The organism is Pseudarthrobacter arbutini (genome assembly GCF_054510915.1).
The window spans coordinates 177794-201197 of record NZ_JBTNDQ010000004.1 but is presented as its reverse complement, the minus strand read 5'-3'; the positions used below and the strand labels follow the sequence as shown (position 1 = coordinate 201197).

16 protein-coding genes and 1 pseudogene are annotated in these 23404 nt (G+C 66.8%); 6 read left to right on the top strand and 11 right to left on the bottom strand.

All coding sequences use genetic code 11. The annotated features are described in order from the left end of the window. Positions 1-88: 88 nt before the first annotated feature. From ACX80V_RS06585 to ACX80V_RS06565, 5 genes are all read right to left on the bottom strand, one after another. Entirely contained in the window at positions 89-1915 is a 1827-nt protein-coding gene (locus ACX80V_RS06585; protein WP_058929621.1) for an ABC-F family ATP-binding cassette domain-containing protein, read from the bottom strand. 39 nt (positions 1916-1954) lie between these two features. Next, positions 1955-2917, bottom strand: a complete 963-nt coding sequence (locus ACX80V_RS06580; RefSeq protein ID WP_485842470.1) for a 4-(cytidine 5'-diphospho)-2-C-methyl-D-erythritol kinase — start codon at positions 2915-2917, stop codon at positions 1955-1957. Further along, positions 2914-3786 (bottom strand): 16S rRNA (adenine(1518)-N(6)/adenine(1519)-N(6))-dimethyltransferase RsmA, encoded by an 873-nt coding sequence (gene rsmA / locus ACX80V_RS06575; protein WP_058929623.1) that lies wholly within the window; start codon positions 3784-3786, stop codon positions 2914-2916. The genes ACX80V_RS06580 and rsmA overlap by 4 nt, the downstream gene beginning before the upstream one ends. A 184-nt stretch (positions 3787-3970) precedes the next feature. Continuing rightward, the gene (locus ACX80V_RS06570; protein WP_485842469.1) at positions 3971-5122 is read right to left on the bottom strand and encodes a resuscitation-promoting factor; all 1152 of its coding nucleotides are present in this window, start codon (positions 5120-5122) and stop codon (positions 3971-3973) included. Positions 5123-5405: 283 nt separating this feature from the next. Continuing rightward, positions 5406-6308, bottom strand: coding sequence for a TatD family hydrolase (locus ACX80V_RS06565; protein WP_485842468.1), 903 nt, complete (start codon positions 6306-6308; stop codon positions 5406-5408). A 164-nt stretch (positions 6309-6472) separates the two neighbouring features. Between ACX80V_RS06565 and ACX80V_RS06560 the strand changes: the two genes are divergently transcribed. The 3 genes from ACX80V_RS06560 to ACX80V_RS06550 are packed head-to-tail and all read left to right on the top strand — an operon-like array spanning position 6473 to position 11470. Then, on the top strand, positions 6473-7570 hold the full coding sequence (locus tag ACX80V_RS06560) for an AAA family ATPase (RefSeq protein WP_485842467.1): 1098 nt from the start codon (positions 6473-6475) through the stop codon (positions 7568-7570). Between the two features lie 13 nt (positions 7571-7583). Further along, positions 7584-8987 carry a DUF58 domain-containing protein gene (locus ACX80V_RS06555; RefSeq protein WP_485842466.1) on the top strand — a complete coding sequence of 468 codons (1404 nt, stop codon included), beginning with the start codon at positions 7584-7586 and terminating at the stop codon, positions 8985-8987. Continuing rightward, positions 8984-11470, top strand: a complete 2487-nt coding sequence (locus ACX80V_RS06550) for a transglutaminase TgpA family protein (RefSeq protein WP_485842465.1) — start codon at positions 8984-8986, stop codon at positions 11468-11470. Before ACX80V_RS06555 ends, ACX80V_RS06550 begins: the two co-directional genes overlap by 4 nt. Before the next feature lie 82 nt (positions 11471-11552). Here the strand turns inward: ACX80V_RS06550 and ACX80V_RS06545 are convergent, their stop codons facing one another. Both ACX80V_RS06545 and rsmI read right to left on the bottom strand, forming a co-directional pair. Then, positions 11553-13052: an NAD-dependent succinate-semialdehyde dehydrogenase gene (locus tag ACX80V_RS06545; RefSeq protein WP_056348055.1), complete on the bottom strand. Its 1500-nt coding sequence runs from the start codon at positions 13050-13052 to the stop codon at positions 11553-11555. Between the two features lie 173 nt (positions 13053-13225). Continuing rightward, positions 13226-14185, bottom strand: coding sequence for a 16S rRNA (cytidine(1402)-2'-O)-methyltransferase (gene rsmI, locus ACX80V_RS06540; RefSeq protein WP_235564656.1), 960 nt, complete (start codon positions 14183-14185; stop codon positions 13226-13228). 46 nt (positions 14186-14231) lie between these two features. Between rsmI and ACX80V_RS06535 the strand changes: the two genes are divergently transcribed. Further along, positions 14232-15914 (top strand): dolichyl-phosphate-mannose--protein mannosyltransferase, encoded by a 1683-nt coding sequence (locus ACX80V_RS06535; protein ID WP_485842464.1) that lies wholly within the window; start codon positions 14232-14234, stop codon positions 15912-15914. 66 nt (positions 15915-15980) lie between these two features. Beyond that, a pseudogene (locus ACX80V_RS06530) lies at positions 15981-17402 on the top strand (AMP-dependent synthetase/ligase); the annotation flags it as partial. Positions 17403-17446: 44 nt separating this feature from the next. Here the strand turns inward: ACX80V_RS06530 and ACX80V_RS06525 are convergent. Together ACX80V_RS06525 and ACX80V_RS06520 are read right to left on the bottom strand one after the other, a co-directional pair. Continuing rightward, complete coding sequence (locus ACX80V_RS06525; protein ID WP_485842463.1) at positions 17447-18544, bottom strand: TIGR01906 family membrane protein; 1098 nt, start codon at positions 18542-18544, stop codon at positions 17447-17449. Between the two features lie 123 nt (positions 18545-18667). Next, entirely contained in the window at positions 18668-19660 is a 993-nt protein-coding gene (locus ACX80V_RS06520; protein WP_485842462.1) for a stage II sporulation protein M, read from the bottom strand. Positions 19661-19728: 68 nt separating this feature from the next. On the opposite strand from ACX80V_RS06520, the gene ACX80V_RS06515 reads away from it, so the two are divergent. Then, positions 19729-20529 (top strand): RDD family protein, encoded by an 801-nt coding sequence (locus ACX80V_RS06515; RefSeq protein WP_485842461.1) that lies wholly within the window; start codon positions 19729-19731, stop codon positions 20527-20529. A gap of 48 nt (positions 20530-20577) precedes the next feature. On the opposite strand, the gene ACX80V_RS06510 is transcribed toward ACX80V_RS06515, so the two are convergent. Together ACX80V_RS06510 and ahcY are read right to left on the bottom strand one after the other, a co-directional pair. Then, positions 20578-21816 carry a L,D-transpeptidase gene (locus ACX80V_RS06510; RefSeq protein ID WP_485842460.1) on the bottom strand — a complete coding sequence of 413 codons (1239 nt, stop codon included), beginning with the start codon at positions 21814-21816 and terminating at the stop codon, positions 20578-20580. A gap of 63 nt (positions 21817-21879) precedes the next feature. Then, positions 21880-23358: an adenosylhomocysteinase gene (ahcY, locus tag ACX80V_RS06505; protein WP_485842459.1), complete on the bottom strand. Its 1479-nt coding sequence runs from the start codon at positions 23356-23358 to the stop codon at positions 21880-21882. Positions 23359-23404: the final 46 nt, after the last annotated feature.

The following is a 23404-nucleotide window of genomic DNA, read 5'->3' as shown; positions in this document are numbered from 1 at the left end:
AGCCGGTGGCATCCGGAAGCGTGCGTCAGAGCGAGGAACGAGCAGCACGCGGAGGATGTCAGCGGCTGCCAGCGCCCCACTATCGAAGCTACTCGCCGAGGACTTCCAGGGCTTCCATCCATTCAAGTTCCAGGGCTTCGCGGTCGGTGGCGAGGTCCTTGAGTTTTTTGTTCTGGTCGGCGAGGGCGTCGAAGTCTGATGCTGCGGTGCTCTTGACCATTTGGTCGTGAATCTTCTTTTCTTGCTGCTCCAGTTTGCCCAGCTGGCGCTCGATCCGGTTTTTGGCCTTCCGGGCGTCGCGCTTTTCGGCTTCGGAGGAACCGGAGGCTGCGGGGGCGGAGCTGCCGCTCGGACCGGTGACGGGGTTGCCGCCGCCGGTGATCGTGGAGCCGGCCAGGGCGGATTCGCGGAGTTCCAGATACTGGTCCACGCCGCGCGGAAGGGCGCGGATCTTGCCGTCACCAAGCAGCGCCATCTGGTGGTCCGTCACGCGTTCCAGCAGGTAACGGTCGTGGCTGACCACAACGAGCGTGCCCGGCCAGCCGTCAAGGACGTCTTCGACGGCGGCGAGGGTGTCGGTGTCGAGGTCGTTGGTGGGCTCATCGAGCATCAGCACGTTCGGCTCCCCCACCAGCAGGCGCAGGAGCTGGAGGCGCCGGCGCTCACCACCGGACAGATCCCTGACCGGGGTCCACTGCTTTTCGTTGGTGAAGCCGAGCTGCTCCACGAGCTGGCCCGCCGTGAATTCCTTGCCGCCCACATTAAAGGACCGCTTTTCGCGCTCGATGACTTCGATCACGCGCAGGTCCGAGACGTCGTCGAGCTCTTTGACCTCCTGGGTCAGCACGGCGGTGACCACGGTCTTGCCGCGCTTGACCTTGCCGGATGACGGCTCAATCTCGCCATTGAGGAGTTTCAGCAGGGTGGTCTTGCCGGCGCCGTTGACGCCCACAAGCCCAAGCCGCTCACCGGGGGCAAGCCGCAGCGTGATGTTGTCGAAGAGTTTCTGTCCGGGGTCGCCGCCGAGGAAGTCCAGTGAGACGTTCTCGAGGTCCAGGACGTCCTTGCCGAGCCGGGCGGTGGCCATCTTGCTCAGGGCTGTGGAGTCACGCGGCTCGGGGACGTCGGCGATGAGGGCGTTGGCGGCCTCGATGCGGAATTTCGGCTTGGCCGTGCGGGCCGGAGCGCCGCGGCGCAGCCAGGCGAGCTCCTTTTTCACGAGCATCTGGCGCTTGCCTTCCATAACATTCGCCGCGCGGTCACGCTCGGCACGGGCCAGCACGTAGGCCGCGTAGCCGCCGTCGAACGGGTCCATGATGCCGTCGTGGATTTCCCAGGTCTTGGTGCAGACTTCGTCCAGGAACCAGCGGTCGTGGGTGACCACCAGGAAGGCGCCCTGGTTGGCCCGCCACCGGGTCTTCAAGTGCCGGGACAGCCAGGCGACTCCTTCGACGTCGAGGTGGTTCGTCGGTTCGTCGAGCATGATGACGTCATGGTCCTCGATCAGCAGCTTGGCCAGCGCCACCCGCCGCTTCTGACCGCCGGAGAGGGCGTGGACGTTCGCATGCCAGTCGACGTCGGACACCAGGCCGCCCATGACTTCGCGGATCTGGGGGTTGCGGGCCCATTCATAGTCGGCCTGGTCGCCGACGATCGCAGCGCCCACTGTGAGGTCGCCGTCGAGCACGTCGCTCTGGTCCAAGTAGCCGATGTTGACTTCGCTGCGCTTGGTCACCCGGCCCGAGTCCGGGGTGGAGCGCATGGCCAGGAGGCGCATCAGCGTGGACTTGCCGTCGCCGTTCCGGCCCACCATGCCGATCCTGTCACCTTCCTCGAGTCCGAGGGTGATGCCGTCCAGGACGGTGCGCGTTGCGTACGAAACCGTAAGGTTTTCGCCGCCAAGAAGGTGTGCCAAGGGGGACTGCTTTCTGCTGCTCAGTAAGGAAGGGGGCTCTTAAAGGAGAGTATCGGAGATGATGCGCGCGCCATGCACGGGCCCGTGGACAGGGAATGCCGTCAGCCCGTAGTGCCGCAGGTCCTCCGCCAGGTTTTCGGCGGCGGCGGGATTGTGGGTCAACAGCGCCACGGTGGGTCCGGAACCGGACACGATTCCGGCCAGGGCGCCGAGCGCTTCACCTCGTCCCAGCGTATCGCGGAGCGCGGGGGAAAGTTCAATGGAGGCCCGCTGCAGATCGTTCACCAGGACCCGGCTCAGGGCATCGGCGTCCCCGCTCCGCAGCGCCTGCAGGATCTTGGGATCCACGGCCGTGGGCTCGGCAACGTCCAGTCCTTCTGCCTCCCGGAGCCGGTCCAGGGTGCGGAAGACCTCGGGGGTGGGCAGCCCATAGTCCGCCGCCACGAGGACCCAGTCCGTTTGGGCTTTGGCCAGTGCCGGCGAAAGGTCGTCGCCAACGCCAAGCCCGACGGCGGTTCCGCCGAGGAGGGAGAAAGGGACGTCGGCACCCAATTCGGCGGCCAGATGGGCCAACTCATCCCGCGACAGCCCGCTGTTCCAGAGCGCGTCGCAGGCCAGCAGTGTGGCTGCGGCATCGGCCGAGCCGCCGCCCATGCCCCCGGCCACGGGGACCCGCTTGGTGATTTCAAGGTGCACCCCGGTGGAATGCTCGGAGACATCGGCCATGATGGCTGCGGCCTTGTAGGCAAGGTTCTTCTCGTCCAGCGGTATATCCACGCCGTCCAGGTCCAGGGTGCTGTCACGGCTGATGCTGACGGTGATCCCCGGCGTCTCCGTGCTGGTGGCAGCCACTTCCTCATAAAGGGAAACAGCCAGGTACACGCTGGCAACTGAATGGTAGCCGTCAGCGCGCAAGGGTCCTACGTCCAGGGAAACATTGACCTTGCCGGGCGCCTTCACACGGACCGTCCGTGCGGGAAACTTCCCGGCGGCTGCCTTCACGACCCGGCCTCGCGGGCTTCGGCAATCCGGGCGAAGGCGTGGATGTCGATGACTTCGCCCCGGGCCGATGGAGCCACTCCTGCGGCGATGAGGCAGCGCTCGGCCTCGGCTGCGCCGCCGGCCCAGCCGGCCAGGGCGGCCCGCAGCGTCTTCCGGCGCTGGGCGAAGGCGGCGTCGATCACGGCGAACACCTGCTCACGGGTGGCGGTTGTTTCAGGCGGTTCCCGCCGGGTGAAGGCCACAAGCCCGGATTGGATCTTCGGCGCAGGCCAGAAGACGTTCATGCCGATCACTCCGGCCTTGCGCATGCTGCTGTACCAGGCCGCCTTGACCGAGGGCACCCCGTAGGTCTTTGATCCTGGCCCCGCGGCCAGCCGGTCAGCCACCTCGTCCTGGACCATCACCAGACCGTGCTGCAGGCTGGGGAAATGCTGGAGCAGGTGCAGGACCACCGGCACCGCCACGTTGTACGGCAGGTTCGCCACAATGGCGGTGGGCTCAACGGGAAGCGATGTGACCTTCATGGCGTCCGCCTGGACCAGGTGGAAAGCGCCCGCCGCGTCCGGCCGCCATGCTTTCACGGTTTCCGGCAGCTTTGCCGCCAGGACCGGATCAATTTCGACGGCGACGACCGTCTGCGCGGCATCCAGCAGGCCCAGCGTGAGGGAACCAAGGCCGGGCCCGACTTCCAGCACCGTCTCGGTTGGCCCGATGTTGGCAACGGAGACGATCCGGCGGATGGTGTTGCCATCGATGACGAAGTTCTGTCCCAGTGTCTTGGTGGGCCGGATACCGATTTCTTCCGCCAGCCGGCGTATGTCGGAAGCACCGAAGAGGGGTGCGGGCGCGGCGGCAGTCGGTTCAGTCACCTAGGCATCCTATCCCGGCCGCAGTGACGGGCCATCCGCTTTCCGCGCGGATCATGCGTGTTACGCGGTGTGTGTTTCCGCTTAACGGCAGCGGCCGGCCCCGGGACAATCCGGGGCCGGCCGCTGTCTTCTGCTTGCCTGGCGGCTGTGGTCAGCTGCCGCCAGCGCAGGTGCTCATTGGTGCCTAGCTCGTAGCGGCCCAGCCACAGCCCCACGGCTGCAGGCCACGCTGCGCGTACACGCGGTTGGCGATGTCGATCTGCTGTGCCTTGGTGGCGAGGCTGGCGTTGGGGGCGTAGGCGCCGCCGCCGGAGCCGATCCAGGTCTGGATGTCGAACTGGAGGCCGCCGTAGTAGCCGTTGCCCGAGTTGATGGACCAGTTTCCGGTGGACTCACACTGGGCGATCTTGTCCCACATGGCCTCGTTCATCATGGCCGGGGCCGAGGCGCCGGTGTTCGTTCCGGCGGCGGCTGCGGGCTTTGCCTTGGTGCCTACCGTGACCTTTTCCGTCACGGGCTGGACGGAAACAGTTTCGGAGACCAGCGTCCGCGAGGCTTCACGGCCGTCAACCATCACCAGCTTGAAGCTCTTATCCACCTTGCCGGCCACGCCGGCCTGGGTGACCTCTTTCTCGCCCTTGAGAAGCTCAGCACTCTCAGTGGTCATGCTGTCGAAAGCAACATCTTCAGTAGTGGCCGCGGTCTGGCTGGTATCCACCCGGGAGACCTTAACCACCATGTTGTTGACCACGTGCGCGTTGCCCGGCTGGGAAGTACGGTCATCGACGCCGAGGGTGATGCCGGCGTCCTCCAGCACCTGGGCGACGGTCCCCGCGGTGGTGGTGGCCGTGGAGGCCTTGCCGTCGGCAACGATGCTGACGGACTTGGGCGTGGAGATGGAGACAAACGATCCGGCCACGGCGAGCTGGGCGTCCTTCGGGACGGAAACGGAGGAGGAGCTGGCCACTCCCAGTTCGGTGACGAGGCCCGCAACATCCGGCGCCGTGGTGTTGATGGTCTTTTCAGAGCCGTCCAGGCTGACCTTCACGGCCTTGGCCATGTTGACGTTGATCACGGTGCCGTTCTCCACTTTGGCGTCCGCCGAGGGCGAGACGCGGTCAGCCGGCTTCAGTTCTACGTTGGCGCTTTTTACGACCTGGCCCACGGTGCCGCCGAAGGACTGGACCGAAGTCACTTTTCCGTCGACGTTGAGGGTAACGGTTTTGTTATTTCCGACGAAGGCCACGAGGCCCAACACCAGCGCACACAGCACCACCAGTTGGGTGCCCACCTTGATAAAACTGAACTTGCCGTCCGTTGTGAAGAGCTTGACCACGATTGCCCGTAACTTTAGATCCATCCGGGCACGGGGAAAAACGCAGTGAAATAGCCGGCGCATGACCCTGGGGACAAGCTCCGGGCACCGTTGCGCCGCCACACTCCGCGCGGCAGGCAGAGGGCATCAAAGCCCTGCCTGGTCCTGCTGCGAATGAAGTGAAATTATCCGAAGGCCTTCCCCGACCCCGGCTAATAGTTCTCCACTGTAACCGTAGCGTTATAAAGCGGCCAAGAAATTTACATACGAGGTATGTGAACCAAGCAATGTGACGAGGCCCAAATCAGTCCCACGATCCGTACGCCCGCACGGTATTTTCGCTAATCCGGGTGCAGAGCTCCGCGAGGTCAGTTCCTGTCAATTCGGCCATGGCGCGGACGGTGTACGGCACCACATAACTGGCGTTGGGACGGCCGCGGTGCGGATGCGGAGTCAGGAACGGGGCATCCGTTTCCACCAGCACCAGGTCCGGGTCTGCCACCGCCAGCGCGGCGCGGAGGTTAGCCGCATTCTTAAAGGTCAGCGTGCCGGCAAAGGACATGTTCCAGCCCGCGGCATTGCAGATCCTGGCGAGCGCCTCATCACCCGAGAAGCAATGAAACACCACCCGCTCCGGAGCCCCCTCCTCGCGCAGGACCTGCACGACGTCGTCGTGCGCGTCGCGGTCATGAATCTGCAGCGTCAGGTCCAAGCGCTTGGCAATATCGATATGCCGCCGGAACGAATAGCGCTGGTGGGCCAGGCCCTCCCCTTCGGTGCGGAAGAAATCAAGGCCGGTCTCGCCGATGGCCCGGATCCGGGGGTGGGCGGCCAGTTGCTCAATCTCCGCCAGCGCATCCTCCAGCTCGCCGCGCCTGGCATAGTCCGGGGCGTCGTTGGGGTGCAATGCCACTGCCCCCAGCAACCTGCTGTCCAGGTCAACGGCGCGGACCGTGAACCGGGAGGACTCCAGGTCGCAGCCCACCTGGACGGCCCCCTGCACTCCGACGGCCTGGGCCGCATCCAACGCCGCGGCGATGCCCACCGGGCTCTCGCCATCGGGGAAATCCAGGTGCGTATGGTTGTCCATCACGGGGACCGGCAGCGGCTCCGGCGCCGGCGGATAGTCCTGCCGCGCCTGCCGGCCGGCGTCTGCAGGGTCCGCCCCGGCGGCACGGTAAGCGGCGGGAATCAGCGAATTGCACATCCCTCAAGCCTAGCGGCGGCGGATCGCGGCAGAATTCCCGGAACTCTCTGTCAGCAAGGGCAGTTGTGTTAGTAGGCTGGTACGAACAGATGCGAACGCCCACCGCCGGGCGAAGGCAGGCCTGCTGTCCCGTTCCGGGTGATCCCCGGACTGAAAGGTTGCAGATGGACTCCCACCGCCGCACCGCCGTCAACGAGGTAACCCCTGCCAGCCGGAACTTTACCCCCGTGACGGAGCAGGTGGGCCATCTCAACGGTTACAAGGCAGCAGCCATGGACGCGGACTCATTCCACGCGGCCAGCCAGCGGATCCTGGCCTCGATCAACACCGTCATTGACGGAAAGTCGGATGCGGCCAGGCTTGCCCTGACGGTGTTGCTGGCCCAGGGCCATCTGCTCCTGGAGGACGTGCCAGGTGTGGGCAAGACCCTCCTGGCCAAAACCCTCGCCCGGAGCATTGACTGCACGGTCAGCCGCATTCAGTTCACTCCTGATCTGCTGCCTTCGGACGTGACGGGCGTGTCCATCTATAACCAGGCGTCGCGGCTGTTCGAGTTCCGCCCGGGTGCCGTCTTCGCCAACATTGTTATTGGCGATGAAATCAACCGCGCGTCCGCCAAGACCCAATCCGCCCTCCTGGAGTGTATGGAGGAACACCAGGTGACGGTGGACGGGGACTCGTACAAACTCGACGAACCGTTCATGGTGGTGGCCACCCAGAACCCGATCGAGATGGAAGGCACCTATCCACTCCCCGAGGCCCAGCGCGACCGCTTTATGGCGCGGATTTCCATGGGCTATCCGGACAAGGACTCCGAAATCGAAATGCTGGAGACCCATCAGGCAACCTCCCCGTTGGCCAAGGTCTCCGCTGTGGTCACCTCGGCGGACGTCGCAGCGATGATCGCCACGGTCCAACAGGTTTACGTCTCCCAGGCCATCAAGGAATACACCGTCTCAGTAGGCCGCGCAACGCGCGAAAGCCCCCTGCTCCGGCTGGGCGCCAGCCCACGCTCCATGCTCCAGCTGCTCCGGGCCGCGAAGGCCACGGCGGCGCTGGACGGCCGTGATTTTGTGCTGCCAGACGACGTCGTCAGCGTGGCGGAATCCGTGCTGGCCCACCGGATCATCGTGGACCGGAAGGCGGCCGGCGCCGGCGAGACCCCGCACAGCGTCATCCGGGGCATCCTCTCCCGGCTCCCGGTGAACCAGGACCCGGTGAACAACCCGGCCCCGCCGGCCGGACTGCGGCGGAACCACTAGGCAGGGCCGTCATATGGCGCTGCGTGACCGACTGCCCCGGCACCTGTTCAGCCAGCGTGGCTGGGGGCTCCTGGCCGCCGGCGCCCTCTGCCTGTTGTCTGCGCAGATCATGGGGCGGCGGGACCTGCTGAGCCTGAGTGTCCTGCTCATCGTACTTCCCCTGGTTTCGCTGGCCGGGATCAGGCTCCTCAAGCCCCGGTTCCAGGTTTACCGCGAGTTCAACCCGTCCCCGGTGGAGACCTCCGCCGCCACCACAGTGCGGCTCGCCGTGGCGCGGACCGGTTACGGGGGCGGCCGGGCGATCATGGAGGAACGGCTGCCGCCACGGTTCGGCGAGTCCCCGGCCTTCCATTTCCCCGCCCGCTCGGCCAAGGGCGGGACCAGCAGGTACGAATACCACTTGCGCTCCACCAAACGCGGACAGTACCTGATCGGCCCGGTAACCGCAGAGTTCACGGATCCGTTCGGGTTGTCCCTGCACCGGCGGTCAATTGACGACGGCGACACACTCACCGTGACGCCCGCCGCCGTCGAGCTTCCCGTGACGGGCCTCGCGGGAGCCCGCGGCAACGACGGCATCACAGCAACCCGTACCCGCGCCAACCCCAGCGACGACGACGTCATGACCCGCGAATACCGCCCGGGCGATCCCATGCGCCGGGTGCACTGGGCAGCCACCGCGCACCACGGCGCCCTGATGGTGCGCCAGGAGGAGTCCGTCACGACGCCGGAGGCCACCATCATCCTTGACCAACGGTTCGCGGCATTCTCCGGCGGGCACGGCTCCGGTTTCGGGGGCAATGCGGCCGTGGACGGCCACGAGATGATCACCAGCGGCACGTTCGAGTGGGCCGTGGTGGCCGCGATCTCCATCTGCACGCACCTGTCGGAGCGGAACTACGCCCTCCGCCTCCTGGACCCCCGCGGCGAACCCGCGTTCCTCCGCTCCCCGTCCGCACCGGAACCGGAAGCGGAAGAGTTCAGCGGAGTGTCCGGGCTCCAGTCGATCGCCGAAAGCCTCGCCGCCATCCAGCTGTCCGGTCCGCACCACGCTGCCCGGGACCACGGTGGCCAGGATGCCGGACCGGCCGTTTTCGACGATCATCTGATGGACAAACTCTCCGCCCACCGGATGCGGGGGCCCCTTATTGCCGTGCTCGGCAGGATCTCTCCGAGCGAGGCCAGAGCCCTCGCTCCGGCGGCGGGTTATGGCGCGAATGCCTTCGCCATCATCGTTTCCGAGAGGCCCGCGGATTCCGAGGACTCTTTGGAGGCCCTCCGCCGGGGCGGCTGGCGGGCAGTGGCGGTGCCAACCTCGGTTCCGGTCCCGGACGCCTGGGCGCACTTCGACCAGGGTGGTGCTGCGCCGGCCACGGCAGCGGCAGACGTACGCCGCGGAGCGGGGGTGGGACGGTGACACTGGCACCGGAACGCAACGCGTCCCGCGGGCAGGCAGCCACAGGTGCCCCGGGCCAGGTTCCGGCACGGACGCGGGTCGGGGCGTACCCCTGGGCCATGGCCTGCGCCGTCGCCCTGTCCGTGGCCGGCGCCGCGATTTCCCTTAACGGTGTCCTGCGGGGCTGGGGCTGGTACTTGCCCCTCTTGACCACGGTGGTGGTGGTCTGCCTGACCATCGCCACGCTCCGCGCGCTGCGGGCCCATCCTCTCGTGGTGGCTGCCGGCGGCTTTGCCTCCCTGATCGCGATTCTCACCCTGACGTTCTTCCGGAGCACGGGCATTGCCGGTTTCATCCCGTCCGGGGCAACCCTGGCTGAAGTGGACAGGTTCGTCCGCCGGGCGAGCGAGACGGTACTTGCGGAAAGTGCCCCGGTGGCCCCGAACGCCGGAATCGTTATGGTCAGCTGCGCAGCCCTGGGCCTGACAGTCATCCTCATCGATGCGCTGGCCGTGCCGCTTGGCATGCCGGCAACAACCGGACTGGGCCTGCTGGCCATCCTGGTAGTCCCCGCCACAGTGAAGCCCCAGAGCGTGGGGGTTTGGGGCTTCACTGCCACGGCGGCCGGGTACCTCCTGATCCTCGCGTGCAGCCAGTGGTTTGCACCGGATGCCCGCACTGCGGCCGACAGCGGCCGGAATCCCGGCCAGTTCCGGCGGGCCATGCTGACCGGAACCGTGGCACTGGTGGCAACACTGGCAGTGCCGGCGGCCATCCCCGGGTTCGACCACGGCACGTTTCCGCAGGGCTCCCGGCTGAACCCGTGGGGCGCCGGGACCGGCTTGAACCCCATGATTACCTTGGGAAACAGCCTGCGAGCACCGGCCGGAAGCGGGCGGATCACCTATGCCACCAACGCGGCCGGGCCGCTGTATCTGCGGTCCGTCACTGTTGACAATTTCGACGGCGAATCCTGGGGACCTGATGACCGCGACGCAGAGCGCCGCCCCGTGGCCGGACAGTTTGAGACGGGCCACGAGATCGTCGCCGAGGAGCAGCTCCGCCAGGTGACTGCCGTGGATACGGGCACGTTCACCAGCCCGTACCTGCCGTTGCCGTACGCGCCGGAAACAATCCGCGGGCTCAATGGCGCCTGGACATGGGACCCGGCCACCTTGGCCGTCAAGGGTTCCAACACCAACACGCGGTCACAGCAATACCTTGTGGTGTCCACGGCGCCGAAGCTCACGGCCACCCTCCTTCAACAGTCGTCGCAGGCCGTGCAGGGAATCCCTGCCGACTTCACCAGGGTTCCCGGCAACGTCCCGGACATCGTCCGCAGCACGGCTGACACGGTGACAGCTTCGAGTGACACGCCCTTCGCCAAGGCCATGGCCATCCAGAAATACCTTCGCTCAGGGGAGTTCACCTACTCGCTCCAGTCACCTGTCCAGGGCGGCTACGACGGTAACGGGCTCTCGGTGCTGGCCGATTTCCTGACTCAGAAGAGCGGATACTGCATCCATTACTCGTCCGCGATGGCCGTGATGGCCCGGCTGGAAGGTATCCCCAGCCGGATCGCGGTTGGCTACGCGCCGGGCCGAAGCACTGGTTCCACGGTTTCAGTGGCCGGGCAAGGTGCGCTGCCGGAGTATGAGGTGGACGCCAGGGACGCCCACGCCTGGCCCGAGCTCTACTTTCAGGGATTGGGGTGGGTGCCTTTCGAACCCACGCCGTCGCGTGGTGTCATACCCGCGTACGCCACGGAAACCAGCACACCCGGCATCCCCGGTTCGCTGGGTAATAACGAGGACCTCCTTCCCGGCGCAACCGCCCCGACCCCCACACCAAGCGCCACGGCCGTGCCCCTCCCCGGTGCAGGTGGCGGCGCAGGGGACCTCGGGCAGCTGCTCCTGCCATGGCTGCTGGGGACGGCGGCCGCGCTGGGCCTCGTCCTCCTGGCGGCCTCGCCGCGGCTGGTGAGGATGGGGCGGCGTGCCCGGCGGCTCCGCACCGAGGGCCGGGCGCGGGAGGACGTGATTCCACTGGCGTGGGCCGAAATCCGTGATCTCGGAACCGACTACGGACTGCCAGCGGGCGCCAGCGAAACAGCCCGGACGTATTCCGCACGGCTCCGCCATTCATCGCTGCTCGGTGAACATGGAGGCATGGACGACGCCGCGCACCAAGCCATCCGCAGCCTCACCTCCGACTTTGAACGCCGGCACTACGGCCCGCCTGTCCAGGACACAGCCGGCCGCGGCAGGACAGGGGCCATCGCCCCACGCATCGCGGCGGTGCAGCATTCCCTGCGTGCCAACGCCTCGCTCCCTCGACGCCTCCGTGCCGACTGGCTCCCGCCGTCGGTTCTGGGCCGGTGGGCCTGGCTCCTGGCTGCCCCGTTCAGAGGGCTCAACAGGCTGGCGCGCCGGACGGCAAAAGCCGCCGCACGCTCCTGGTCGAGGGCGCGCGGCGGCTTGTTCCGGCCGCGTGGTAGCCAATAGCGGCTCGCCGCGGCGGCTACCTACTGGCGGTGGAGGAAGCGGCTGACCGGAGGATAATCCTGTCAGGCGAAGGACGATCCTTTCAGCCGGCGTAGGGGTCCGCGATGCCGATGTACTGGGTGTAGAGGTATTCCTCGATGCCTTCGAGGCCGCCTTCACGTCCCAGCCCGGACTGCTTGACGCCGCCGAACGGTGCGGCGGCATTGGAGATGACACCGGCGTTCAGGCCGAGCATGCCGGTCTCGAGCCGTTCGCCCATCCGGATGCCGCGGTTCAGGTCGCGCGTGAAGACGTACGCCACCAGACCGTACTCGGTGTTGTTGGCCAGGCGGACGGCTTCGTCCTCGGTGCCGAAGGTGATGATCGGGGCGACGGGGCCGAAGATTTCCTCGGACAGGATCCGGGTGCCTTCGGTGACGCCGGTGAGGATGGTGGGCGGGTAGAAGTAGCCCGGGCCCTCGGCCGGGGCGCCGCCCAGGACAGCCTTGGCGCCGGAGGCCACGGCATCGGACACCAGCTCATGAACCTTGTCCCGGCTCTTGGCATCGATCAGCGGACCCACTTTGGACTCCGGTTCGGTGCCCCGGGCGGTGGTCATCTCACCCATTTTCGCGGCGAACTTCTGGGCGAATTCGTCGGCGACGGACTCGTGGACGATGAACCGGTTCGCCGCGGTGCAGGCTTCGCCCATGTTCCGCAGCTTCGCCAGCATGGCACCGGCGACGGCGGCGTCCAGGTCCGCGTCCTCGAACACCACGAACGGGGCGTTGCCGCCGAGTTCCATGGAGGTCCGCAGGACGGTCTCGGACGCGTCGGCGAGCAGACGCCGGCCCACCTCGGTGGAGCCCGTAAACGAGAGTTTGCGCAGGCGCTGGTCCTTGATCAGCGGGCCGGTGGTGGCCCCTGCCGTGGACGTGGGGATGACGTTCAGGACTCCGGCCGGAAGGCCGGCCTCCTGCATGACTGCGGCGAACAGCTGGGAGGTCAGCGGCGTGAGGTTGGCGGACTTCAGCACCATGGTGCAGCCGGCCGCGACAGCAGGGGCGATCTTGCGCGTGGCCATGGCCAGCGGGAAGTTCCACGGCGTGATCAGCAGGCACGGGCCCACCGGCTTCTTGGTGACCAGCAGGCGGGACTTGCCATCGGGCGAGACCGAGTAGCGGCCAAACGCACGGACGGCTTCCTCGGAGAACCAGCGCAGGAACTCGGCGCCATAGGTGACCTCGCCGCGGGCCTCGGCCAGCGGCTTGCCCATTTCCATGGTCATCAGCAGCGCGAAGTCCTCGGCACGGGCCGTAACCATCTCAAAGGCACGGCGGAGGATTTCGCCACGTTCACGGGCCGGGACCTTCGCCCACGATTCCTGCGCTGCGGCGGCCGCGTCCAAAGCAGCCTTGCCGTCTTCGGCGCCGGCGTCAGCGATGCTGAGGAGCACCTTGCCCGTGGCGGGGTCCTCAACGTCGAACGTCTTGCCTGACGCCGCCGGGCGCCATTCGCCATTGATCAGCAATCCGGTGGGTACAGAGGCCAGGAGTGCGATTTCGCGCTCCGCGGTAACAGCTGGCTGTGCGGTGACAGTCACGGTGACTCCCTCGTCAGTAAGGTTTGGTTCAGCCTTGACGCAGGGCCTGGGCGGCCTGCCGTATTGGCTGATTTACTGTCACACTACTGCCGCGGCCGCCAAGGGGTCTACGCCTGGACGCACTGCTGAAGCGAGATTTCGTTGTGCAGCTGCACAGCTGGCCTTTTGTACGCTCAGCGTGCCGCGAGGACCGCCGAGTACAGCTCCCGCTTGCTGACGCGGACGTCCTCGGCTACGGCGGCCACGGCTTCCTTGAGCCGGATTCCCTGGGCCACCAGCTCGTTGACGGCCGCCACGTGGTCCTCGGGGGTGCCCGGCGCCTGCTCAGGGGCGCCGCCCAGCACCACGGCAATCTCGCCGCGGACCTCGTTGCCTTCGGCCCACAGCAACAGTTCCCCGACCGTCCCGCGGATGACTTCCTCGTAGGTCTTGGTCAGTTCCCGGCAGACGGCGATCCGCCGCTCGGCACCGAAACGCTCGCGCAGGGCCCGCAGCATCGATTCCAGCCGGTGCGGGGCCTCAAAAAACACCATGGTCCGGCGTTCGGCCGAAAGGTCCGCCAACCGCGACGCCCGTTCGCCGGCTTTCCGGGGCAGGAATCCCTCAAAACAGAAGCGGTCGGTGGGCAGACCGGACAGTGCCAGGGCGGTCAGTACCGCGGACGGGCCCGGGACGGCGGTCACGGTGAGTCCGGCTGCCACAGCGCCTTCCACCAGCCTGAACCCCGGGTCCGAGACCGAAGGCATGCCGGCGTCTGTGACCATGACCAGGGTTTTGCCGGACCGGACGTGCTCCAGCAGTTCGGCCGTCTTGGTGGCCTCGTTGTGCTCGTGGTAGCTGATGACCCGCCCGGCGACGGTGACTCCGAGGCTCTGGACAAGGCGGTGCAGGCGCCTGGTGTCTTCGGCGGCCACGATGTCCGCCGTCCCCAGGAGCTCGATCAGGCGCGCCGACGCGTCTCCCGTATTCCCGATGGGCGTTGCCGCCAGTACGATCCGGCCCGGCCCCGTGGCGACCGGTGCCGCCGCAGCCGGGTCCGCTGCCACGTGAACCTCTGTCTCTGGCTCCTCCCCGGCGGCAACGGAAGGTTCTGCGGGGCGGGAATCGGCGAAGGTGCTGGGGTTAGGGTCCACTCCCCCAGCGTACTGCTGGCCGGCGGCCCAAGCTGCAAAAGGTAGCATGGGGCTCGTGACGCAGACCTCCATGCGGCCTGCCGAGGCCGGCCAGACCATCCCGCCGGCACGAGGCCCGTGGATCGCCCGTCCGGCGGAGGCTTTCTCTGCCACAGCCCTCCGCGAGCGCCTGATCGGCAGCACCCGCAGCTGGCGGGATTACCCGCCGTCGCTGCGTCTCTGGTTCTGGCTGGTGCCCGCCCTGACCTCCGTGATCGGCGGCGTCCTCCGCTTTGTCCGGCTGGACACGCCGCACAGCCTGGTCTTCGATGAAACGTATTACGTCAAGGACGCCTACTCCTACGTGGTCAGCGGCTACGAACGGGGCTGGCCGGACAAGGCCAACGACTCCTTCAACGCAGGCAACCCGGCCATCCTCCTGGACACTCCCGAGTACGTGGTCCATCCGCCCGTGGGCAAGTGGATGATCGCCGGCGGCATGTGGCTCTTCGGGGCCGATAATCCGTTCGGCTGGCGGTTCGCGGCCGCACTGACCGGAACCCTGTCCATCCTGCTGCTCACACTGATTGCACTTAAACTGTTCCGCTCAGTGCCGCTGGCTGCCGCCGCGGGCCTGCTGCTCGCCGTCGACGGCCACCACCTGGTGATGTCGCGGACATCACTCCTGGATATCTTCCTGATGTTCTGGCTCCTGGCGGCCTTCGGAGCTTTGCTGCTGGACCGCGATGACGGACGACGGCGGCTGGCCGCACGGCTCGGACGGCTCGCGGCCGCGTCCCGGAACGCTCGGCCCGCAGCCAGCCAACTGCTGGCGGGACCGTGGCTGGGGATCCGCTGGTGGCGTCTCGCCGCGGGCGTGTGCATGGGACTCGCCATAGGCACCAAATGGTCGGGCCTGTTTTTCCTCGCCGGCTTCGGCGTGCTGACGGTCCTGTGGGACCTCAATGCACGGCGCGTCGCGGGAATCCGCGGCTGGGTCAGCGGCGGAATCATCAAGGATGGCATGCCTGCCTTTGTCAGCATGGTTCCGGTTGCGGCGGTGGTCTACACCGCCACCTGGACGGGCTGGTTCCGTTCCGGGGGCGCCTACTTCCGGCGGTGGGCCCAGAGCAACCCCTCAGCGGAGTGGGGCTGGCTGCCGGACTCCCTGCGTTCGCTGGCGCACTACCATCTGGAGGCCTACAAGTTCCATCAGGGCCTGGGCTCCGAACACCCTTATGAGGCAAGCGCCTGGAGCTGGCTGGTGATGGGCCGGCCGACGTCGTTCTTCTACCAGAAGCCGGAGCAGGGCGTCCCGGGATGCGACGTGCCCAACTGCGCCTCAGCCATTCTCTCGGTGGGGAACCCGATGATCTGGTGGGGAGCCGCCATCTCGCTGGTGGTCCTGCTGTTCTGGTGGGCCGGGCGCCGGGACTGGCGCGCAGGGGCGATCCTTGCGGGCGTGGGCGCCGGCTACCTGCCATGGTTCCTGTACCCGGAGCGGACCATGTTTTTCTTTTACGCCGTCTCCTTTGAGCCCTTCCTGGTGCTCGCGCTGGTGTATTGCCTGGGCCTCGTCCTGGGCCGGGACACCGACCCGCTCTGGCGCCGGCGGTCCGGTGTCTACCTGGTGGCGCTCTTCGTCGCCGGGGCAGTCCTGTTGTCCGCATTTTTCTACCCGGTGTGGACGGCGGAGACCATCCCCTACCAGGAATGGCGCTACCGGATGTGGATGCCGTCCTGGATCTAAGGCAGGATTGCATGAAACCCTGACCAGCCGCGAACTGCGTTGAGGCAGCGGAACGGAGACGCCCCCGTGCGAGAAGCAAGCACAAAACTCCTGGTGGAGCTGGAGCCCGGCAGCAATGTCACGGATCTCCTTCGCCAACGGGAGTCCGCCAACCCGGCCCACGCCCTCTACGCGCGCAAAGGCCCCAACGGCTGGACCGACGTCCCGGCGCAAAAATTCGTGCACGATGTCTGTGCCCTCGCCAAGGGACTGATCGCCGGCGGCCTGGAGCCCGGCGACACCGTCGCCGTCATGTCCGCCACTCGCTATGAGTGGGCCCTGGTGGACTTCGCCATCTGGTTTGCCGGCGGCGTGAGCGTCCCCATCGACGAGACCTCGACCCCCGGCCAGGTGGAGTGGATCCTGCACGACGCCGGCGCGCGACGCGTGTTCGCGCAGGACCGCGGCAAGGTGTCGCTTATTACAGGCATCCTGGAGTCTTCCACCCTGCTCAAGGACCGGCTGGTCACCGTGGTGAGGATGGATAACGACGGCGAGGCTCCGAACCTCGCCAGCCTCTCGGCTTCCGGAATGGGCGTCACGGACGCCGAGCTGGAACGCCACCGCTCCGCCGCGGGCCTGGACGACGTCGCGTCCCTTGCCTATACGTCCGGCACCACCGGACGGCCCAAAGGCTGCGTGATCACCCACGGCAACTTTGCGCTCGTGGCCGTCAACGTCGTCGCCTTTCTCCCGGAGATCCTCAAGGGGCAGAATGCGCGCACCCTGATGTTTCTGCCGCTGGCCAATGTGCTCGCCCGCGCCGCCCAGGTGGCGTGCCTCCATGCGGGCGCCACCCTGGGACACGTCAGCCGTCCTGCTGACCTGCGGGCGGATCTGGGCACGTTCAAACCCACATTCCTCCTGGCGGTGCCCCGGATCTTCGAGAAGGTCCGGGCGGACGCCGCGCATCAGGCTGCCGGGTCCGGGAAAGCGGGGATCTTCAGGGCTGCGTCAGCCGCCGCCATCCGTTTCTCCACGGCACAGGACACCGTGGCCCGCGGCGGGGGCAGCGGACCCGGGCTGGCGTTGCGGGCGCGGCACGCCGTCTTTGACCGGCTGGTGTACCCGAAGCTCCGCCAGCTCCTTGGCGGCCGGGTCCGATACGCGGTATCGGCGGCCGGCCCCCTGGCACCTGAGGACGCACACTTCTTCCGCGGCGCCGGGATCCCGGTCCTTGAGGGCTACGGGCTGAGCGAGACAACCGCCCCCTGTACGGCCAACACGCCCGCCCGGACCAGGGTGGGCAGCGTGGGCGTCCCCCTGCCGGGCACCACCATCCGCGTGGCCGAGGACGGCGAAGTGCTGGTCAAGGGGATCGGCGTGTTCAAGGGCTACCACGCCAACGAAGCGGCCACCGCCGAGGCCTTTGTGGACGGGTTCTTCCGTACCGGGGACCTCGGCGAGCTCGACCCTCAGGGCTTCCTGACCATCACCGGCCGCAAGAAGCAGCCCGCCAAAATAAACGGCTGAGCACGTGCAGTTGCTTGGGGCTACGCCTCAGCGCCTATCGGCTCATCCTTGGCCAGGCCGCGACGGCGGCGGGTGGGCCAAGTGAGGATGAGCGTCACCAGAGACGCCAGGAGGACCAGCGCGGCGATGACAATACCGGCATCGATCCAGAACTGGCCCGGGAACAGCCTGATCAGGGTGTCTTCAAGGGCAAACGTCCAGGAACCGCTGGCGAAGAAGATCCGGTGGAATTCGGTGAAGAACTGCTGCCAGCCGAGCACGGCCAATGCGCCAAGCCCCAGGATGATCGCCAGCGCAACAATGGATCCCGCGAAGAGTCCGCGGCGCACACCGCCGGTGCTGCGGCGGCGCAGGTAGGCGATGGCCACGAGGCTGAGGACGATCAGGAGTGCTCCCCCGCCAAACGCGGAAAGGATGACAACTTTCACGTCGGCCATGTGGCTGACTTCGCCGTCCTTGAAAAGGTCCCCGCCACTGCGATTGACCAGATCACCCAGGTACCGCGGGCCCGCCCAGTTGCTGAGGTAGTCAACCGCGTAGGAACCGTACGTCATCCGGTCGTCGGTGCTGAACCCGTACCCGTCGCCCGGGAACCCGGGCCTGTTGTACTCGGCCCACAGGAACAGCGGGCTGGTGACTGCGCGGACGGCCAGCACCAGCAGGATCACCGGGTAGAAAAGGGCCAGCAGGACTTGCCAGATGCGCGGGGCCACGGGCTTGGCGTTGGCTGCGCTTTCGCGCTCCGCGTTGCGGCGCTCCACTTCCTCCTGCGGCGGACGGACCTGCAGCGCTGACGTGGGCAGCGGCTCGCTGAAGTGGGCACCGTTTCGGGTGGCGCCCTGGGCGGACGGTTCTTTGCGGAGCGACTCTTCTACGGAAGGTACCGCGGCGGGAGGTTCGACGGCGGCCTCCGCGGCTTTGCGGCCGGCGCGGCTTTCGGGCTGGGTGGCACCGCCCTGCCCGGCACCGGCGCTACGTGCTGGGGACACGTCGGGAGTGCTGGAGCCGGAGTCTGTCAGCCAAGCAAAAGCAGGCTCTTCCGAGTCCGACGAAGTATCCAGGTCCGGATCCGGCTGCGGCTCCGTGCGTTTGGCAGGGGTCGGCGAATTGTCGTTCACAGCAGCGTCACTTCCGTTGGGTTCCACGCCGCCGGCTCTGATCCGGGCAGCGCCGTGTATCTGATGTCGAGCCTACCGCCCGCTCCTCCACGAGGGCGAGGAGCCACCCCGTCGCTCCCGGATTCATGCGGCGATTTCGCTGTATCCAGCGTCGCCGGCCACCAAGTCGCCGCGTTCACCGGCGTCATAGGCCCGCCGTCCCCATACCAGGACGTAGCCCCAGTAGGCAGCCAGCACCGCCAGGCCGATGCCGATCTTGGCCCATACCGGAAGCGGGCTGGGCGTGACAAAACCTTCCACTAATCCGGAAACGAACAGCACCAGCACCAACCCCAGGGCCACGGTGATCAGCGACCGGCCTTCGTCCGCCACTGCCCGTCCCCGCGTCCGTGGTCCCGGGGACACCATGGCCCAGAAGATCCTCAAGCCCGCCGCGCAGGCAATAAAAACAGCCGTCAGTTCCATCAGGCCATGCGGCAGGATGTAGCTGTAAAAGACATCCTGCCGGCCCACGGCGGCGAAAACTCCGGCGGCGATCCCGACGCCCTGGGCGTTCGTGAACAGGATCATGGGTACCCAGAAGCCGGTGATGCCCAGGGCCACCGCCTGCGCGCAGATCCAGGCATTGTTGGTCCAGACGGCCCCCGCAAACGAGGCCGCGGGATTTTCCGAATAGTAGCCAATGAAGTCTTCCTCGACGTACTGCCGGACCGCAGCCTCGGAGGCAACGGACCGCAGGGCCTCGGGGGACGTCCCGATCCAGAGCGCGTAGGCGCCGGCAACCAGGATAAATGCGGCGCCGCAGGCCACCGTCAGCCACCGCAGGCGGTACAGAGCCGCCGGCAGGGCAGCCACGAAGAACCGGGCCAGGTCCGCCATCACGTTGGACCGGGCGCCTGTGAAACGGGTCCGGGCCTGGGCCAGGGTGGCGGACAAGGACGCCGACAGGCCGCTCTCCGGGGCAATCGACCGGATGAAGGAAAGGTGGGCCGACGTCGACTGGTAAAGGCGCAGCAGTTCATCGGCCTCTTCGCCGCTGAGGCGCCGCTTATGGGCGAGCTGGTGCAGCCTTGACCACTTGTCCCCGTTGGCGGCGGAGAAGGCATCCATATCCACGGCAACAGCCTAGCCGCCATAGACTGTGAAGGTCCGCAGGACGGCTGACCAGGGATTGGGGTATCCGCTTGAGTTCGATAATCACCGGCGAGGCCGTTGTCCTGGAACTGCGCCCCGCATCCTTCGCCGCCCGTGCCCTTGGCCTGCTGCTGGATGTCCTGTTCAACATCATCCTGCTGGTCCTGATCCTGCTGGGCGTCGCAGCCGCCGCCCAGGACCTTGACGAGGCAGCAATGCGGGCGCTGACGCTGGTGAGCGTGGTCTTCTGCTTCGTGATTGTCCCGGTAGCCGTGGAGACCCTCACCCGGGGGCTCTCGCTCGGAAAACTGGCGACCGGCCTGCGTGTGGTCAGGGACGACGGCGGCGCCATCCGGTTCCGCCACGCCGTGATCCGGGGGCTGACTGGATTCCTGGAAATCTACCTCACCTTGGGTGGCCTCGCCATCGGCGTCGCCCTCTTCAACAGCCGCTCCAAGCGGCTGGGTGACATCCTTGCCGGCACGTATGCGCTGCGCCGGCGCGTGCCGGCAGAGGTACCGGTCCGCGTCTTTGTTCCCCCACAGCTTCAGGGCTGGGCCACAGCTGCGGACATCGGCCGGATCCCAGATGCGACCGCACGGCAGGCCGCCCAATTCATCCGGCAGGCCGGACGCATGTCACCGCTGTCCGCCGCCGGAATGGCGGCGTCGATCGCCACGGAACTGGCCGGGCATGTGGCCCCTCCGCCGCCCCCGGGAACCAGCCCGGACCAGTACCTGGCGGCCGTCACCGCGGAGCGCCGTCACCGTGAACTCGCGCGGCTGCAGCAGGCCCGGCGCCGGAACTCGGCCACGGCGGAGCGGTTGGACCGCCTGCCGTTCGAGCCATAGGCCTGAACCTCGTCCTGGTCCTGGGCCTGGTCCTGGGCCAAACGGTTCCTAGTTGTTGTACTCCGCCCAGGGGATGTTCCAGTCGCCATAGCCGTCGTCGACGGCGGCGTAGTCGCCTTCGGTGTTGATGATCTGAACCACGTCGCCGGTGGTCATGTTGTCAAAAACCCAGGCGGCGCCGTCGGGAGCGAACCCGATGCAGCCGTGCGAGACGTTCGTGTTGCCGATGAAGGGGTAGGCGGACTCCAGCGCCTGGTGGATGTAGGCGCCGCTCAGGGTGAGGCGGATGGCATACTCCACGTCCACTTCGCCGTAGTAGGCCGGATCGCCGGGCTTGAGTCCGATGCTGGCCGCCCGGAAGTGGTCATAGCGGTTCTTTTCCATCAGGACCGCGTAGCCGCGCGCTGACGGGAAACGCTGATCGCCCATGCTGACCGGGAGGGTTTTCACTACCTGGTCATTAACGCTGAGCGTGAAAGTGTGTGCGGCGGCATCGGCGATAGCCACCCGCTTGTCACCGAAATTCACGGTGACCTTTTTGTTGAAGTTGGCAATCTGGCCGTTGCCGAGGTCCACGCCGAAAAGCTGCATGTCCATGGTGACTGTGGAGTTCGCCGCCCAGAAGGCTTCCGGGCGGTACCGGACCATGGTGTCGCTGAACCAGTGGAAGGCCCCGGCCTGCCCTGCGCTGGAGGTGATTTTGATGGCCCTCTCCACGGCATCCCGGTTGACCACCGGTTCGCTGAAGATGACCTGCAGCGGCTGGCCCACGCCAACCTTCATCCCATCCAGCGGGTAGATAGCAGCATCCGCCTCGTGCGTGCTCGAAACCGTACTGAATGAGTTTGTGGTGCTGGTATCCCGTCCCGCCCCGTCAGTGACCACATATGTGTAGCTGTACTCGGTGTTGAATTTCAGCGAGTCTGTCGCTGTCCAGCTGCTGCCGTCCCCGGCAAAGGTGCCGTGGACTACTTCGCCGGCGGTGCTGGTCAGCGTGACGCTCTCGATCCTGCCGTTGCCCACCTTGAGCGACACCGGCATTGCCGGGTTCACCTGCTTTGCGGCGTTGGCCGGCGTGACGTCCACCTTGACCGGGGCCACCACGGGCGATGCGATGCCCGGTGCGGACCGGACTGCCGAGCTGGCTTCGGACTCCAGGCCACCGCGCGCAAAACCCGGCGCGACGGCGGCGAAGACGCCGCCCGTTGCGGCAAGGACACACACGGCTGCCACCAAGAGAATTTTCTTGGCGGTCCCCCGCCGGCGTGGCTTAACAACAGGTTCCATAGTCCGATCTTAATGCTTGGACATAACAGCCCCGGGCGCGGTCTGCACCCGGGGCATCACACGTCAGTAACGATAGTGCTCGGGCTTGTACGGTCCGGCGATGTCCAGGTCCAGGTAGTCGGCCTGTTCCTTGGAGAGTTCCGTAAGCTCCACGTCGAGGGCGTCGAGGTGCAGGCGGGCAACCTTTTCGTCCAGGATCTTGGGCAGGACATAGACCTGGTTGCTGTATTCGCGTTCGCCTTCGGGCTGGTCCCGCTTGGTCCACAGCTCGATCTGGGCGATGGTCTGGTTGGCGAATGAGTTGCTCATCACAAAGGACGGGTGGCCGGTGGCGTTGCCCAGATTCAACAGGCGTCCCTCGGACAGGACGATGATGGAGCGCTCTTCGGGGGTCCCGGCGTCGAGCACCCACTCATGCACCTGCGGCTTGATCTCCACCTTCTTGATGCCGGGGATCCGCGCCAGACCGGCCATGTCGATCTCGTTGTCGAAGTGGCCGATGTTGCCCACGATGGCTTTGTCACGCATGCCGGCCATGTGTTCGGCCAGGATGACGTCCTTGTTCCCGGTGGTGGTGATGAAGATGTGGCCTTGGCTCAGCACCGACTCCAGCTTGGCCACCTGGTAGCCGTCCATGGCTGCCTGGAGGGCACAGATGGGGTCGATCTCTGTGACGATGACGCGGGAACCCTGGCCGCGGAAGGCCTCTGCGGCTCCCTTGCCGACGTCGCCATAACCGCAGACGACGGCCACCTTGCCGCCCATCAGGACGTCGGTGGCGCGGTTGATGCCGTCAGGCAGCGAGTGGCGGATGCCGTACTTGTTGTCGAACTTGCTCTTGGTGACCGAGTCGTTGACGTTGATGGCCGGGAACAGCAGCTTGCCCTGTTCAGCCAGCTGGTACAGGCGGTGCACGCCGGTGGTGGTTTCCTCGGTGACGCCGCGCAGGCTGGCCCCGATCCGGGTCCACCGCTGCGGGTCTTCCTGCAGCGAGGCGCGAAGCACGTCCAGGAAGATCCGGCCTTCCTCGGACTCGTCTTCGCCTGCCGCCGGTACAGCGCCGGCAGCTTCGAACTCAACGCCCTTGTGGACCAGCATGGTGGCGTCGCCGCCGTCGTCCAGGATCATGTTCGGGCCGAGCTCCGGATTGGTGTCCGCGCCGGGCCAGGCCAGGATCTGCTGTGCAGTCCACCAGTATTCCTCCAGCGTCTCGCCCTTCCAGGCGAACACCGGGACACCCTGCGGGTCCTGGACCGTTCCCGTGCCCACCACGACGGCTGCGGCGGCATCGTCCTGGGTGGAGAAGATGTTGCAGGAGGCCCAGCGGACCTCGGCACCGAGGGCAGTGAGGGTTTCGATCAGGACGGCAGTCTGGACCGTCATGTGAAGGGATCCGGCGATCCGGGCGCCCTTCAGCGGTTGGGTGGGTCCGAACTCCTTGCGGAGTGACATCAGGCCTGGCATCTCGTGCTCGGCCAGGCGGATCTGGTGGCGGCCGGCTTCGGCCAGCGAGATGTCGGCTACCTTGTAGTCAAATGTCATGGGGTTCCTTTGCTTTTGTCCGATGGCGGCGCCGGCGTTGAAGCCT

Coding starts and splice junctions, on each gene's coding strand:
- ACX80V_RS06565 (WP_485842468.1), bottom strand. CDS start 6,308: ATGTGCAATTCGCTGATTCCCGCCGCTTACCGTGCCGCCGGGGCGGAC.
- ACX80V_RS06560 (WP_485842467.1), top strand. CDS start 6,473: ATGGACTCCCACCGCCGCACCGCCGTCAACGAGGTAACCCCTGCCAGC.
- ACX80V_RS06555 (WP_485842466.1), top strand. CDS start 7,584: ATGGCGCTGCGTGACCGACTGCCCCGGCACCTGTTCAGCCAGCGTGGC.
- ACX80V_RS06535 (WP_485842464.1), top strand. CDS start 14,232: ATGGGGCTCGTGACGCAGACCTCCATGCGGCCTGCCGAGGCCGGCCAG.
- ACX80V_RS06510 (WP_485842460.1), bottom strand. CDS start 21,816: ATGGAACCTGTTGTTAAGCCACGCCGGCGGGGGACCGCCAAGAAAATT.
- ahcY (WP_485842459.1), bottom strand. CDS start 23,358: ATGACATTTGACTACAAGGTAGCCGACATCTCGCTGGCCGAAGCCGGC.